Raw genomic sequence first — 14,596 nt, 5'->3', positions numbered from 1 at the left:
GGGTGGGGGCCCGGGGGGAGAGAGAAGGTGAAGCAAACAGGAAAGAGCCCCGGCGCTCGGGGGAAGGCACCGGGGCTCGTCTGTGGGGGCGACGGGCGGGGCGAGCTCGAAAGAGCCGGCCTGCGGACTCTTACGCGGCCTCGTCGAAGCCCGTGTCATGGGCCATCTTCTTCAGTTCCAGAAGGGCATGCTTCTCGATCTGGCGGATGCGCTCACGGGTGAGGCCGTGCTGCTTGCCGACCTCGGTGAGCGTGCGCTCACGGCCGTCGACCATGCCGTAGCGGGCCTTGATGATGGAGGCCGTGCGGTCGTCGAGCCTGCTGATGAGGTCGTCGAGTTCCTCCCGGCGCAGCACCGTGAGCACGGACTGCTCCGGGGACGCGGCCGAGGTGTCCTCCAGCAGGTCACCGAACTGGGTCTCGCCCTCGTCGTCGACCGACATGTTCAGGCTGACGGGGTCGCGTGCCCAGTCGAGCACGTCCGTGACCCGCTCCGGGGTGGAGTTGAGCTCCGCGGCCACCTCCGCCGGCTCCGGGTCGCGGCCGTGCTCGCGGTTGAACTCGCGCTGCACTCGTCGGATGCGGCCCAGCTCCTCCACAAGGTGGACGGGAAGCCGGATGGTGCGGGACTGGTCGGCGATGGAGCGGGTGATGGCCTGGCGGATCCACCATGTCGCGTAGGTGGAGAACTTGAAGCCCTTGGTGTAGTCGAACTTTTCCACTGCGCGCACGAGTCCGGCGTTGCCCTCCTGGATCAGGTCCAGCAGGGGCAGGCCGCTGCGCGGGTAGCGGCGGGCTACGGCCACCACGAGGCGGAGGTTGGAGCGGATGAAGATGTCCTTGGCCCGTTCGCCCTCGGCGACGACGGCTTCCAGCTCCTCACGACTCGCGGTCGCGCTGGCCGAGTCGCTCGAGATCGGCTTCTCAAGACCGTCGAGGATACGCTGGGCGTAGACGCCCGCTTCTATCGCGAGCGAGAGCTCAACTTCCTTGGCGGCGTCCAGCAGCGGCGTGCGCGCGATCTCGTCGAGATACATGCCGACCAGGTCGCGGTCCGCGACTTCGCTGCCTGCGGCGCGAACACTGCTTGCCGTGTCGGAGACACCGGTCGTGTTCTCCTGACGACGGGCGACGGCACGGGTTGCCATGCGTGCTCCCTTGCGAGTGGTCTGAAAACTTTGGCCTGGTGGCTGACTCGGACACTTCACGGGTGCCCGCCTTGCGTAGATGTCAACGGCTGGAATCCGGACTAAATTCCCAACCTGCGCAACATTTTTCCGATCATGCAGTAGACTGCGCGGCTACCCATGCGGGCAGGACGATGACAGAAAGCGCTCATGCGCTGGTCGGAGCGGTGTGGAGCTGCTCCGGGCAGGCTTTCGGGGGCCACTCCGCCGCTGCCGGACGGGCATCTTCTTCGACACCCTTCACCCGTCTAGACGGGTGATGATCCCCGTTGGTTGCGTGGACCTTCCGGCCTTGCAGCCTTCCGGCCTCTCGGCTTCCCGTACTCCCGCACTCCCCCGGCCTTCACCGCACCGCCGGTGCCCACCCACGGAGAGCGGAAGCACCCTGGGCACTGAGAACGCAGGGGGCGCTGGGAAGCGGGGGCGCCGGGAAGCGGGGGGCGCCGGGAAGCGGGGGCGCCGGTAGGCGGGGCACAGGCACGAAAGCGGCCCTCGCCCTCCTGCTGAGGAGGTACGAGGGCCGCCGGTCACTCTGTGGCCCCGCAGGCCCGAGCCGGGCGCCGCGCCCGAGTCGTACGCGCACCGTGCCGTGTCATGCACCGCACCGTGCTACGCCGCACAGTGCCGTACGCCGCGCGTCTTGCGTCAGCGCTCTCAGTGCCGTCAGGCCGTCAGTGCATGGCCGCCAGCACCGGCTCCGGCTCGCCGCCGGGGGTGTCGCCGTCGGTCTCACCGTCGAGCGTCTTCTGGGGGGCCTGGTTGCCCCCGCCGCGGGCGTTCACGAAGACCGTGACGATCGTGGCCGAGACGAGCAGGATGCCCACCGCCCACCAGATCGCCGAGGTGTAGCCGTGCACCATGGCTTCCAGCTTCAGCATCTTCTGTGCGGGCTTGCTGGTGGCCTCGCCGACGTGCGAGGTGACGTACGAGGTGGTGGCGCTGGCCGCGATGGTGTTCAGCAGCGCGGTACCGATGGCGCCGCCGACCTGCTGGGAGGTGTTGACCATCGCGGAGGCGACACCGGCGTCACTCGGCCGTACACCGTGCGTGGCCAGGGACATCGCGGGCATGAACGCCGTACCGAGCCCGAGGCCCAGCAGAACCATGGCGGGCAGGATCAGCGCCGGGTAGGAGCTGTCCACCTCGAGCTGGGTCAGCAGCAGCATGCCCAGCGCCGCAGTCAGGAAGCCGGGCGCCATCAGCAGGCGGGCCGGTACGCGGTTCATCAGCCGCGCCCCGATCTGGGTAGAGCCGGTGATCATGCCGACCACCATCGGCAGGAAGGCCACACCGGTGCGCACCGGCGAGTAGTCCTTGACCACCTGGAGGTAGTACGTCAGGAACAGGAAGAGGCCGAACATCGCGATGACGGCCAGGCCGAGCGACAGATAGACCCCGCCGCGGTTGCGGTCGGTGACCACGCGCAGCGGCAGCAGCGGCGCCCGGACCTTGGACTCGACCAGGGCGAACGCGCCCAGCAGCACGGCAGCCGCGACGAACATGCCGATGGTGCCGCCCTCGCTCCAGCCGTCCGTCTCCGCACGGGTGAACCCGTACACCAGCGAGACGAGGCCGAGCGTGGAGAGAACGACGCCGGGGATGTCGAGCGCGGACCGGTTCCGGGTTCCGGACGGCTCACGGATGACGCTGGCGGCACCGAGGGCGGCGATGACCGCGAACGGGACGTTGACGTAGAAGGTCCAGCGCCAGTCCAGGTACTCGGTCAGCACACCGCCGAGGATCAGACCGATCGCGCCGCCACCGCCCGCGATGGCGCCGTAGATGCCGAACGCCTTGGCGCGCTCCTTGCCGTCGGTGAACATCACCGCGAGCAGGGACAGTGCGGCCGGTGCGAGCAGTGCGCCGAATGCGCCCTGCAGCGCCCGCGCCGCCAGCAGCATGGCCTCTCCGGACGCGGCGCCACCGAGGGCGGAGGCTGCCGCGAAGCCGACGAGTCCGGTCACGAATGCGCGCTTACGGCCCCACATGTCGGCGATCCGACCGCCGAAGAGCAGCAGTCCGCCGAACGCGAGGGCGTAGGCGGTGATGACCCACTGCCGGTTGGCGTCGGATATGCCAGGTCGGTCTGGGCGGAAGGGAGCGCGATGTTCACGATCGTCGCGTCGAGGACGACCATGAGCTGCGCGATGGCGATGAAGGCCAGCGCCTTCCAGCGCCGGGGGTCGAGCCCGGCCTGCGCGGTGGCCGGAGATGGCGTTTCTGGCATGGATGTGCCTACCTCACGGTGCGGAGTACGAAAAATGGGACGTTGAAGAGACGCTGCCGGAGACGTTGTTGTGACAACACCGCTCTCAGCAGGCGTCCAGGTCTGGTGTCCGACGTTGGCGTCTGGCGTCTGACATCCGGTGTCAGGCCTCGGGCGTCCGGTGCCAGGCGTCAGCCGTCAGGAACGGGTGGCAGATGGGCAGGTGGGTCGGATCCGTGCGGGCCCCCCGTGCTCGCACGGATCCGATCCAGGTGCTGGGAGGAGGGACTCGGGAGGAGAGGGAAATTGAGCGGTGCGACGACCACTCGTACTGCGACGCAGCTGCCCGCTAGCTGTCCTGGTACGGGCTGCAGTCGTGGCTCCGCCTCCGGTTCCGGCTCCGTCGTCGGAGCCGGCCCAGCTGCGCTGCATCGACTGTGCTGCACTGCACTGGCTGCACCGTGCCGGCGCTGCAAAGATCAGTTGTCCTGTCGCAGTTCCTCCAGAGTCGCGGCGTGGCCGGGTAGTTGGGACTTGGCGGGAGCGCGCAGCCCGTCGAGGAAGAGCTGCACATGGCGTTCGACGAAACGTTCGATGCGCTGACAGCCGACGCCCGGCAGCGGCCGGGTGAGCTGGCTGAGCGCGACCATCACGTCACCGACGTCGATGTCGGATCGCACCTCGCCCGCCTGCTGGCCCCGCCGAATGAGCTCGTGGGTGAGCTCTTCGACCCGTGTACGGGCCGCCATGCACTGCGGCTCCGTGGGGTCGAAGCGGCCCGAGAGAATGGGGCAGAGTGCTCCGATGCGCTCTGCCGCCGCGCCGAACACGAAGCGGCGCAGCGCCTCGAAGGAGTTGTCCTCCTCCGCGAGCGCCTGCTCCGCCCGCTCCGCGATCCGCTCGGTGACGGCATGCATCACTCCGTGCACCAGCGAGTCCCGGTCGGGGAAGTGCCGGTAGAGGGTCGCATTTCCGACCCCCGCAGTGCGAGCGATTTCATCCAGGGACGCGTCCGCCCCATGGATGACGAACGACTCGCGGGCCGCGTTGAGGATGCGTTCGCGGTTGCGAGCCGCGTCAGCACGACCCTTGGGCGCTGCGCAGTCGGCAGTGTCGGCAGTGCCGCGCTTGGTGGCGGTGGTTGCGCTGCCCATCTGTGACTCCTCGCTCCCAGGGTGGACTGATGCGGTGGTTGAAGTGGCGAGCCGTGCAGCGACCCGCACGGATGCACTGACTGCACTGCTCACCGACTGCGGTGGCTGGCGCGTACTCCTCGATCCGGGGACCCACTCCCCGGTTCGCTTGAACGCCTACGTAAACGGGGACGCACTCCCCGGTTATTTCCCCTGACGACTGTGACTCACCTCACGCCTACCGGTTGAGTCGCTGAGCCACTGATCACCGGACTTCCGGGCTACTCGGCCATCGGTCGTTCAGCCCACCGGCCACTCGGTCACCCCGCCAACAGGGTCGCTGAGGCACTGGGCTGCTGAGCCACCGAGCACCAAGCGCCAAATGAACAGCCGACGCCCTACCGGTACACACCCGTCCGGGCCGGTGTACGCCCCCAGGAGAGAACGGAGCGGCAATGTCCACATCCACCCCCGTCAAGGTCGCGGTCATCTACTACTCGGCGACCGGCACCATCGCCACCCTCGCCAAGGAGATCGCCGACACGGCGGAGAAGGCCGGCGCCGAGGTCCGGCTGCGCCGCGTGCAGGAGCTTGCTCCGCAGTCCGCCATCGACTCGAACCCCGCCTGGGCCGCGAACGCGCGCGAGACCGCGGACATCCCCGAGGCCACACCGGACGACATCGACTGGGCGGACGCGGCGATCCTGGGCACCCCCACCCGCTACGGAAACGTCACCTCCCAGCTGAAGCAGTATCTCGACGCCCTCGGACCGCTGTGGGCGGAGGGACGGCTCGCCGACAAGGTCTACAGCGGCTTCACCTCGTCCTCCACGGCACACGGCGGGCAGGAGAGCACGCTGCTGGCGCTGTACAACTCGGCGCACCACTTCGGCGGCATCATCGTCCCGCCCGGATACACCGATGCCTCGAAGTTCGAGGACGGCAACCCCTACGGCACCTCCCACGTCGACGCGCAGGGCCAGAAGCCGGTCGACGGCACGGCGCTGAAGGCCGCCCGCGTACAGGCCGAGCGGGTCGTGCTGATGACACGAGCGCTCAAGGCCGGTCTCGCCGAGCAGTGAGCGGCGCGCGGCGCCGCGGGACGTGTGGTCGCCACGGTTGACGTGAGCGTCACCACGGTTGACGTGAGCGTCGCCACGGCGAAACACGCGCGTCGCCATCGGGAAGGCGCGCGTCACCACGCGTGAACGGACCAGACGCCACTGGACTGGACCCATGAAGTCCCGCGCGGCGTCTGGTCCGATCCGCCGCCACGCTGGGACGATGCTGTTGCATCCAGCGGTGACCCCCACATGACCACGTGCTCCACCCACACATGTGAGGAGCGTTCCGATGCAACAGCAGCCCACCTCTCGCCGACACGTCCTCGCTGCCGCGGCCGGCACCGCGGCAGCGATCGGCGTCACGGCTCCCTCGTCACCGGCCGCCGCACACACCGCCCGCTCCGCGACTCCTGCCCTCTCTGGCCAACTGTCCGCCTCCCTGACCGGCAGACACGCCGCGTCCGCGCCTCCGGCCGACTCGACGACGGGCGCGCCGGGGCACGCCTCTTCGTCCGCCGTCCGGGCCCGGGCGGCGGCCCTGCTGCAACGGATGAGCCTCGACGAGAAGATCGGGCAACTGTTCGTCATCGAGGTCTACGGCCAGACGGCGGACACGGAGCACGACGGAAATCGCAAGCTGTACGGCGTCCCGACACCGGCAGAAGTGATCGAGAAGTACCGCCCGGGTGGCGTCATCTACTTCGACGCCCGCCGGGGGCCCGACAACGTACGCGAGCCGCGCCAGATCGCGCGCCTGTCCAACGGGCTCCAACGCGCCGCCGTACGCACTGGTGCACGCGTACCGCTGCTCGTCTCCATCGACCAGGAGGGTGGCAGCGTCGTCTACCGGATGCTGGAGCCCGCCACCCAGCTCCCGGGCAACATGGCACTGGCCGCGACCCGCTCAACGCGGGACGTCTACGACAGCGCCGACATCATCGGCACCGAACTGGCTGTCGTCGGTATCAACCAGAACTACGCACCCGTGGCGGACGTCAACATCAACCCAGCCAACCCGGTGATCGGAGTTCGCTCGTTCGGGTCGGACACCGCGCTGTGCTCGAAGTTCGTCTCGACCGCCGTACGCGGCTATCACCGGGGTGGTGTCGCCAGCGCGGCCAAGCACTTCCCCGGGCACGGCGACACGGACATCGACAGCCATAGTGGTCTCCCGGAGATCAAACACACCCGAGCCGAACTCGACCGCATCGATCTGCCACCGTTCCGGGCAGCCATCCGGCGCGGGGTGGACACGATCATGACGGCGCATATCGTCGTGCCCTCGCTGGACCCCTCCAGGGTGCCCGCCACCATGTCCCGGCCGATCGTGACCGGGCTGCTGCGGGAGGAACTGGGATTCGGCGGCGTCATCGCGACGGACGCCCTGGACATGGGCGGCGCCACGGCCGACTTCCCGCCCGACGTCGCACCAGTACGCGCCTTCCAGGCAGGCTGCGACCAACTGGTGCTGGCTCCGAAGCTGGAGGTGGCCTTCACCGCCGTACGGAACGCCGTACGGTCGGGCACCATCACGCAGGAGCGGCTGGACGAGTCCGTCCTCCGTATTCTCGAACACAAGCTGCGGCGTCGCCTGTTCCCCTCCCCGTACGTGAGCGAACGGCGCGCCGCACGGATCGTCGGCAGCCGGCGGCACCGGTCACAGGCCCGGCAGATCACCGAGCGGACCATCACCCTGCTCCGGAACGAGAACGGTGCTCTCCCGCTGCCCCACTCCCCCGCCACCGTCCTGCTCACCGGCTGGGGCACCGCCCCCCTCGCCGCCCTGGCACGCGCCGTCGGCGAGCGGCGCGGCCAGCGGACGACCACCCTGGAGACCGGAACCAGACCGAACACCACCAAGATCACGGAAGCGACGGAAGCGGCCCGCACCCACGACGTCACGATCGTCCTAGCCAACGCCGCCGCGGCCGGCAAGGAGGACGGCGCCGCCCAGGCCCAGCTGATCGAATCCCTGGTCGCCACGGGCCGACGGGTGATCGCGGTGGGCGTCCGCCTGCCCTACGACATCCGCCGCTTCCCCGATGTCCCCGCCTACTTGGCGACGTACAACTACGGCACTCCCTCCATGACGGCCCTTGCCCGCGTCCTCTACGGCGCAGTGACCCCCCGCGGAAAGCTCCCCGTCCCCATCCCCACCCTCACCCCCTCCGACCGCCCCCTCTACCCCTTCGGCCACGGCCTTCGCTACTGAGCCACAACCGCACGGCACCGCCGACGCACAACGACGTTGCCGACGCCGATCCCGCATCCGCTAGGCTAGGCGCGCGGATCACCCTGATCCGCGCGCCTCCGTAGCTCAGGGGATAGAGCACCGCTCTCCTAAAGCGGGTGTCGCAGGTTCGAATCCTGCCGGGGGCACAGCAAAGCAGCAGCTCAGAGGCCCTGCCGTCCGAGAGGGCGGTAGGGCCTCCGGCTTGCTGCACACATATGGCACACATGCGCCTGTGCCCATCCCTGTGGGAGCTGTGCCCGATGCCCAAGAAGGACGAGCTGGCTGAGCGCCGGTACCGGAACCTGGTGGATCACCTTGAGGGCTTGATGAGGGCCGCACTGAAGCCCGAGTACGAGGGCTACTACGGGCAGCTCATCCTCAACAGCGGCGAGCTTGCGGAGCTGGGCGAGCTGGGCGACGTCCGCCGTGCGGCGCGTGCGGCTGGCCAACACCTCGGCTGGCAGCCTGCTACCAAGCTCGTGGGCGGTCGGCTCTTCGTGCTCGACACACGGGAGGCTCCTGCGGAGATCGCGCGGCTTGCCGAGGACCAGACATCTGAGGCTATGGACCGGGCCTTCCGCCAAGAGCCCTGAGCGCCTCCCATCAGTCGGGAACTATCGCTGGGGCCGCGCCGCCCCCAGGCGTGGCCCCAGCGATGACGAGGCACGCATAGGGCACACATCACGCTGCGGCACCTTCCAGGCCCGCCAGCGTCTCGGCTGCCTCGCGGGCCTTCCGCTCTGCCTTCTCCAACTTGGCCTTCGCCTTGGCCAGTTGCTTGGCGCGGCGCTTGTGCATCTTCTTCGAGACCTCGTCGAGGCGGTCCGGGAAGAGATGGCCATAGGTGTCCAGCGTCAGGGTCGCGGACTTGTGGCCGAGCATGGTCTGGACGACATTGACGTCCGCTCCGCTGGCGATGGCGAGCGAGGCCGCCGTGTGCCGCAGCTTGTGCGGGGTGAGCTTCAGGTAGCCCAGGCCCGCCTTGGCCACGGCCTGGGCGAAGAACCGCTGACGGAAGTTGCGGGCACGCAGCGCTCCGCCCTGTGGTGCGGTGAAGAGCAGCTCCTCCTCGCCTCGCCCCTCGATATGAGGCTTCAGCTCCTCGACGAGGAAACGCGGGATCGGCACCGACCTGCGCTCGTGGTTCTTGGGGCTGTCGAGGTAGAGCTTGCCGTTGTCCTCGACGTATCCCTCGACGATGTGCGCGCGACACGCGTCGAGGTCGACCCTCCCGACCTTCAGGGCAGACGCTTCACCCCAGCGCACCCCCGTGTAGGCGAGCAGCAGGATGAACACCCGGTACGGGCCTGCCGCGTCGGCCAGGGCATCGACCTGCATATCGTCGAGGTAGACATGATCCGCCGGGGCCGGCTTGGGCAGCTCCACGCCGACAGCCGGGTTGAACGCCAGACGACGGGACTTGACCGCGAAGGCGAGCACGCGGCTGAGGACGACGTACGCCTTGCGCACTGAGCGGGCGCTGAGTTTCCTGCCGCCCGTCGAGCCGCCGGACAGCATCTCGGCAAGCCATTCGGAGATGTCCTCGAAGCGGATCCGGTCCAGGCGTGTGGTGCCCCACCGGGGGATCACGTGTACGTCGAGAACACCTCGGTAGCGATTGCGCGTTGAGCGCTTGAGGTGGACCTGCGCCGCGAGCCACGCCTCTGCCACCTCGGCGAACCTGACTCGCGCCGCCGCCGGGTCGCGGTACGTGCCGTCGGAGAGGCGGGATTCCACCCTCGTCCGCTCGTTCTCCGCATCGACCTTGCGGGCCAGAGTCTTCATCTTCGGCTTGCCGTCGAGGTCGTACCACCGCACGCGGTAGCGCCCAGGCGGAGTGCGGCCTGCCTGTTTGGCCCGCCGCACCGCCTGTGTGTACGCGGCGTGCCCGATACGGTCTTCGATCCAGACGCGCGCCATCAGCCCTGCCCTCGCTGCAGCAAGGCCACCGGCGAGACACCGAGGGCATCGGCTATGGCGACGAGGTCGTCGACGTCGCAGCGTCGCTGCCTGCGTTCGATACGGCTCAGCGCCGTGTGCGGCAAGGGACGGCCGAGCCGGGTCAGACGGGCGGCCAATTCACGCTGACTGAAGCCGCGTTCATTTCGGACATGCTCGATCAGTCGGGCAGTACGAGCACCGGCAGGGCCGATTGCGAGTGGTTGTTTCGCCATGTCTGTGTTGTAGCTCGACATCCGCGTTTTCGGAAACCGCGAATCGTGGTGTATAAGCCCTCGCGCGCCGTCCAAGGCGGCACGCGAGGGCATTGGAGCTGTGCATCGGGGCTAAGAGCACCAGGTCGCTGACCGCGTGGCCTCGCCGCGAGTTCCCTGGTCAAGCCCTCGATGTGCACTAGGCCCGCTAGCGGCGGCGGAACATAGCACCGGATCGCCGGTTAGTGAAACCGGGGTTTCTCCGTACCGTTCTTACTGCATCACATCGCCGCCGTTTGGTGCGGCCGTGATTCGTCCGCACAATGGCGCTCGCTTTCACGGCGAACGTGTGGCTGTGTTGTCCACACCGCCGAACGGTTCTGCCCAGAAGGGAAATCCATGCCCCACGCCTCGTCCCGCGATTCCACTTCTCCCAAGCGTCGTGCCCTGGCCAGCCCGAAGGAGGTCGCCGACTATCTCGGTGTGCCGGTCCCCACTCTCTACCAGTGGAAGTACCGGGGCATCGGCCCGCAGGTCCACAAGGTCGGCAAGCATTTGCGCTACCGCTGGGTCGAGGTCGATGCCTGGCTGGACCGCGACATGGACCTCGCTTCCTGAGCCACCCCGGGGGAGCGAAAAAGCGGCCTCCAGCGCGCCAACGCCGGAGGCCGCAGGCTCCCCAACGTGCCACCCGTCGCTGAACGTTTGACCTGGTGGGGCCTGGACTTAGCGCGTGCCAGCCCCACCGCATGAGGAGCGTCCGCATGAACGACCCTAAGCCCCCACACCGTGTCCAGGTGGAGTGGCCACCAGTGACCGTCCCGGGTCAACCGTGCCTTCCCAACAGTGGGAACGGAGGCCAATCCCCGGTCAGGGCAGGGGACCGTCCCGCTGACCGACCGGCGGTCAGCGGGCTAATCCCCGGTCACCTCTCACCGACCGGGACCGGGGACCGTCCCCACAGTGACGGGGACGGTCCCCTCCCGCCCCGGGGACCGTCGAACAACGGGGACCAGGCGGCGGGCGAGGGTGCCGAGTTGCTGTCCGAGCTGCGGGCGGCGATCGGCCGGTACCTGGTACTGCCCAGCGACGAGGCGCTGACCGCGGTCACGCTGTGGGTGGCGGCCAGCCACCTGCAGCCGGTGCTCCAGCACGCGCCGCGCCTTGCGATCGTCGGCCCGACCAAGGGGTGTGGGAAGTCCCGTGTGCTGGATGTGCTCGCCGAGACCGTGCACCGCCCGATGATCACCGTGAACACGTCCCCGGCGGTGGTCTACCGGATCATCGGGAAGAACCCGCCCACCCTGCTGGTGGACGAGGCCGACACCATCTTCGGACCCAAGGCCGGTGACAAGGAGGACCTGCGCGGCCTGCTCAACGCGGGCCATCAGCGCAACCGGCCCGCCTGGCGCATCAGCGGCCCCGAGCACAAGCCCACCCAGTTCCCCACCTTCGCCATGGCCGCCCTCGCCGGGATCGGCAACCTGCCCGACACGATCATGGACCGGGCCATCGTCATCCGCATGCAGAAGCGCAAGGCCGGGGAGAGGATCGCCCAGTTCCGCTCCCGCAGTACCATCCCCGCCCTGCACCGGCTACGCGACCGCCTCGCGGCCTGGCTCACCTCGCAGATGACCACCGCCGCCGACCTCATACCCGAGATGCCGGTCGAAGACCGGGCGGCGGACACTTGGGAGCCGCTGGTCCTCGTCGCCGACCTGGCCGGTGGACAGTGGCCCGCGCTCGCCCGTGCCGCGTGTGCGGCGATGTCCCGCTACGAGGCCGACCAGGACGAGGAGACCGCCCTGAAGATCCGGCTGCTGCGCGACATCCGCCGCGTCTTCGCCAAGCACGGTAGCCCGGACGCCCTGCGCACTCACGCCTTGATCGAGGACCTGCGCGCCGACGCCGAAGCCCCCTGGGCCGAGTACGGCACGAACGGCTTGAACGCCTACCACCTCGGTAACCTGCTGCGGGACTTCGGCATCAGCTCCGCCAACGTCCGCTTCGCGGAGGGGCGTCAGGCTAAGGGCTTCACCCGCAGCAAGTTCCACGACGCGTGGGAACGCTACTGCCCCGAGACCCCGCCCCCGGCCGCCGAAACCACCCCGCCGGGACAGCGCGGATCGTTCGTGCCCCCGGCCGGTCCGGTGGCCGCTCCACCGGCCCCGCCGGGCCTTCCGAACGGTCCCCAGCGCGGCCGGTAGCCGGACCTGGGTCCGTCTCGCACCGTCCCATCCGTCCCCGTGCAGGTCAGCACGGGGACGGATGTCCTCGCCGGGACGGACTCCTCCGTACCAACACACGTATCCGTACCTGCCCTGACCAGCCACGGGACGGACGGGACGCACATGACCGCACCCTGCCCCTCCCCTGCCACGGAGCACCCCATGAACGACAACACCCCCAGCGCCCGCAAGCGCCGCTGGCCCCTGTTCCACCGCACCCACCGAACAGCAGCAAGCTGGAGCGAACGAGCCTCTACCGGGGCTTCGTCCGCGCTTGCCCCCACCCCAGGGGTGGCGGAGGAGAAGGCCGGGCGCCAGCGGACGCCCGAGCCTGGGGAGGGGGTGACCGAGACCAGTGCCGTGCCCCTCGCCGACATCGCTGACGACACTGTCGTCTCGCATGCCGACGCCCCGCAGCTTGCCGAGCAGCCGTCCTGGCGTGAGCCGGATGCCCCGGCCCTGCCTACTCTGATGAACCGACGGCGCACCGCCGAGAAGCGCGACCAGGTCAAGAACATCCGCTTCACCCCGACCGCAGCACGCCTCATCGATGCCGCAGCCACACGGCGCGGTCAGCGCTTCGCCAGCTTTGTCGGCGACGCCGCGCTCAGCGCAGCTCTCGGGAAGGCGGGCATGAACGGCAGCCCCGAGGATGACCCGGTCCGCCCGCTCATCGAGGCCATCGAAGCCCACACCACCGCGCTCGACCGCATCGGCCGGAACCTCAACCAGATCACCTCCGCCATTCACCGAGGCACCGTCCCCGAACAAGCCGAGGCCGTACTGGCCCGCGTCGAGCAGGCAGCCCAGAGCAGCTACCGGTTCATCGACAAGCTTTTGGCGGAAGGGCCCGACCGTGGTGCCTGACGTCTCCACCGGATCCAGCACCCGCGGCCTGATCCGCTACCTCTTCGGCCCCGGGCGGCGCGACGAGCACACCGACCCGCACATCGTCGCGGCCTGGGACATGAACGGAGCCCCGGACCCCGGCCGTGATCCCGAGGCCACCTTCACCCTGCTCGCCAAACGCCTCGACCACCACGTCGACCTGCGCACCCGCGAACTCGGCGCCCAGCCACCGCAACACGTATGGCACTGCCCCGTGCGCGCCGACGGCCGCCGCCCCCGCACCCACCGCGACGGCCAGCGCGCCCAAGCCGCGTGCCGCGAGATCGAAGCCGACCTCGGCCTGCGCCGCCTCAAGCCCGGCGACCTGACCGCACCCCGCACACCGACCGGCGCCGAACAGGCCAAGGCCCAGCGCCAGGGCCAGACGGTCACCGCACGGCAGTGGCTGCGCGAACAGGCGTACACCGTCGCCGCCGCCGTACGCAGCGTGGAGGACTACTTCACCGTGCTGGACTCGCTCGGCATCCAGGTCAAGCAACGCGTCGGTCCCGAGAGCGGTGAGGTGACCGGCTACAGCCTCGCCGCCCCCGGCGACACCAACGCCCAGGGCAAGCCGGTCTGGTACGGGGGCTCGAAGCTGGCACCCGACCTGTCCGTCAACCGTCTACGCGAACGCCTTTCCACCCAGGACATGGCCGACAGCCCGCGCCGGGTGGCGGATCCACCCGACGTATGGCGACGCGCTGAAGCCGCCATCCGCCACTCCCACCACGTCCTCGATACGAACGCCGATGAGGTGGTGCAAGGCCACATGGACGCCTTCGGTGACGCCCTGCACACCATGGCCCTCGCCACGCACGGCTCGCATCGGAACGAACTTCGAGCGGCGGCACAGGCGTTCAACCGCGCACGCCGCTCCGCGATACGCGCCGACCACCAGGCCGCCAACGAGCTGCGTCAAGCGGCCAAGGAACTCGCCCATGCCCCCACCGAACCGGGCGGAACCGCCATCGCCCTGCTCTTCGCCACCCTCCACCTGGCCCGCGCCGCCGCCAAATGGCACCAACAACGCGACCACGAACAACAGGCGGCAGCGGCCGAGCAGACCTTCCGCCACCTCCAGGACGGCTACCGGCAGGTCGCCAAGCCGGTCCTGGCCGAACTCGCCCAGCGAGCCCCCTCTCCCGCAACCACCCACCGGTTCGAGCACGAGCTTCGCGCGGCCCTGCCTGACCACGCCGAGCGCATCCTCGTTGACCCCGCCTGGCCCGCGTTGACCACCACCCTCGCCCGCGCCGAGAGCGCCGGCCACAATCCCCGCCGCCTCCTGGCCGAGGTCGGCACCCGCCGTGAACTCGACACCGCCGAGCGCCCCGCAGAGGTCCTCAACTGGCGCATCACCGCCCAGCCGAACAACCGCGCGCAGGCAGCGCGCACGCGAAGCACTCATCACTCCACGACCCGTGTACGGGCCCCTGCACGCTCCGCGGCTGCAACCGTGAAAACAGAGGGCAGGGAACAGAGGCGCCGTCGGTAGGGAAGGA

General features: G+C 69.3%; 11 protein-coding genes, 1 tRNA gene and 1 pseudogene. 8 read left to right on the top strand and 5 right to left on the bottom strand.

Going from position 1 to position 14,596, the window contains the following annotated elements; genetic code table 11:
* Window positions 1-130 precede the first annotated feature (130 nt).
* The 3 genes and pseudogenes from KBY19_RS10155 to KBY19_RS10145 all read right to left on the bottom strand — a co-directional run bounded on the left by KBY19_RS10155 (window position 131) and on the right by KBY19_RS10145 (window position 4,546).
* Window positions 131-1,147, bottom strand: a complete 1,017-nt coding sequence (locus KBY19_RS10155) for an RNA polymerase sigma factor RpoD/SigA (protein ID WP_099881893.1) — start codon at window positions 1,145-1,147, stop codon at window positions 131-133.
* 710 nt (window positions 1,148-1,857) lie between these two features.
* A pseudogene (locus KBY19_RS10150) lies at window positions 1,858-3,413 on the bottom strand (MFS transporter).
* Between the two features lie 458 nt (window positions 3,414-3,871).
* Entirely contained in the window at window positions 3,872-4,546 is a 675-nt protein-coding gene (locus KBY19_RS10145) for a TetR/AcrR family transcriptional regulator (RefSeq protein ID WP_185017209.1), read from the bottom strand.
* 434 nt (window positions 4,547-4,980) lie between these two features.
* On the opposite strand from KBY19_RS10145, the gene wrbA reads away from it, so the two are divergent.
* The 4 genes from wrbA to KBY19_RS10125 all read left to right on the top strand — a co-directional run bounded on the left by wrbA (window position 4,981) and on the right by KBY19_RS10125 (window position 8,415).
* Window positions 4,981-5,607 carry an NAD(P)H:quinone oxidoreductase gene (wrbA, locus tag KBY19_RS10140; protein WP_099881897.1) on the top strand — a complete coding sequence of 209 codons (627 nt, stop codon included), beginning with the start codon at window positions 4,981-4,983 and terminating at the stop codon, window positions 5,605-5,607.
* Window positions 5,608-5,878: 271 nt separating this feature from the next.
* Window positions 5,879-7,801, top strand: coding sequence for a glycoside hydrolase family 3 protein (locus tag KBY19_RS10135; protein ID WP_210957218.1), 1,923 nt, complete (start codon window positions 5,879-5,881; stop codon window positions 7,799-7,801).
* Between the two features lie 94 nt (window positions 7,802-7,895).
* A tRNA-Arg gene (locus KBY19_RS10130) sits at window positions 7,896-7,968 on the top strand.
* Window positions 7,969-8,082: 114 nt separating this feature from the next.
* Window positions 8,083-8,415 (top strand): hypothetical protein, encoded by a 333-nt coding sequence (locus tag KBY19_RS10125; protein ID WP_185017213.1) that lies wholly within the window; start codon window positions 8,083-8,085, stop codon window positions 8,413-8,415.
* Between the two features lie 88 nt (window positions 8,416-8,503).
* On the opposite strand, the gene KBY19_RS10120 is transcribed toward KBY19_RS10125, so the two are convergent.
* Together KBY19_RS10120 and KBY19_RS10115 are read right to left on the bottom strand one after the other, a co-directional pair.
* The gene (locus KBY19_RS10120; protein ID WP_185017215.1) at window positions 8,504-9,742 is read right to left on the bottom strand and encodes a site-specific integrase; all 1,239 of its coding nucleotides are present in this window, start codon (window positions 9,740-9,742) and stop codon (window positions 8,504-8,506) included.
* Window positions 9,742-9,996 carry a helix-turn-helix domain-containing protein gene (locus tag KBY19_RS10115; protein ID WP_185017217.1) on the bottom strand — a complete coding sequence of 85 codons (255 nt, stop codon included), beginning with the start codon at window positions 9,994-9,996 and terminating at the stop codon, window positions 9,742-9,744. The genes KBY19_RS10120 and KBY19_RS10115 overlap by 1 nt, the downstream gene beginning before the upstream one ends.
* A gap of 378 nt (window positions 9,997-10,374) precedes the next feature.
* Between KBY19_RS10115 and KBY19_RS10110 the strand changes: the two genes are divergently transcribed.
* From KBY19_RS10110 to KBY19_RS10095, 4 genes are all read left to right on the top strand, one after another.
* Window positions 10,375-10,593, top strand: coding sequence for an AlpA family transcriptional regulator (locus KBY19_RS10110; protein WP_185017219.1), 219 nt, complete (start codon window positions 10,375-10,377; stop codon window positions 10,591-10,593).
* 146 nt (window positions 10,594-10,739) lie between these two features.
* Window positions 10,740-12,182: a DUF3631 domain-containing protein gene (locus tag KBY19_RS10105; protein WP_185017221.1), complete on the top strand. Its 1,443-nt coding sequence runs from the start codon at window positions 10,740-10,742 to the stop codon at window positions 12,180-12,182.
* 312 nt (window positions 12,183-12,494) lie between these two features.
* Window positions 12,495-13,070 (top strand): hypothetical protein, encoded by a 576-nt coding sequence (locus tag KBY19_RS10100; RefSeq protein WP_185019418.1) that lies wholly within the window; start codon window positions 12,495-12,497, stop codon window positions 13,068-13,070.
* Window positions 13,060-14,589 carry a mobilization protein gene (locus KBY19_RS10095; protein WP_185017223.1) on the top strand — a complete coding sequence of 510 codons (1,530 nt, stop codon included), beginning with the start codon at window positions 13,060-13,062 and terminating at the stop codon, window positions 14,587-14,589. Before KBY19_RS10100 ends, KBY19_RS10095 begins: the two co-directional genes overlap by 11 nt.
* Window positions 14,590-14,596 lie beyond the last annotated feature (7 nt).

This window comes from Streptomyces sp. B15 (assembly GCF_018070605.1).
GTDB classification, from domain to species: domain Bacteria; phylum Actinomycetota; class Actinomycetes; order Streptomycetales; family Streptomycetaceae; genus Streptomyces; species Streptomyces smyrnaeus.
This window is presented reverse-complemented; position numbering and strand designations above follow the sequence as displayed.

What these genes read in the sequence shown, in the direction of transcription:
- KBY19_RS10120 (WP_185017215.1), bottom strand. Translation starts at nt 9,742, where the DNA reads ATGGCGCGCGTCTGGATCGAAGACCGTATCGGGCACGCCGCGTACACA.
- KBY19_RS10125 (WP_185017213.1), top strand. Translation starts at nt 8,083, where the DNA reads ATGCCCAAGAAGGACGAGCTGGCTGAGCGCCGGTACCGGAACCTGGTG.
- KBY19_RS10155 (WP_099881893.1), bottom strand. Translation starts at nt 1,147, where the DNA reads ATGGCAACCCGTGCCGTCGCCCGTCGTCAGGAGAACACGACCGGTGTC.
- wrbA (WP_099881897.1), top strand. Translation starts at nt 4,981, where the DNA reads ATGTCCACATCCACCCCCGTCAAGGTCGCGGTCATCTACTACTCGGCG.
- KBY19_RS10110 (WP_185017219.1), top strand. Translation starts at nt 10,375, where the DNA reads ATGCCCCACGCCTCGTCCCGCGATTCCACTTCTCCCAAGCGTCGTGCC.
- KBY19_RS10115 (WP_185017217.1), bottom strand. Translation starts at nt 9,996, where the DNA reads ATGGCGAAACAACCACTCGCAATCGGCCCTGCCGGTGCTCGTACTGCC.
- KBY19_RS10135 (WP_210957218.1), top strand. Translation starts at nt 5,879, where the DNA reads ATGCAACAGCAGCCCACCTCTCGCCGACACGTCCTCGCTGCCGCGGCC.
- KBY19_RS10105 (WP_185017221.1), top strand. Translation starts at nt 10,740, where the DNA reads ATGAACGACCCTAAGCCCCCACACCGTGTCCAGGTGGAGTGGCCACCA.
- KBY19_RS10145 (WP_185017209.1), bottom strand. Translation starts at nt 4,546, where the DNA reads ATGGGCAGCGCAACCACCGCCACCAAGCGCGGCACTGCCGACACTGCC.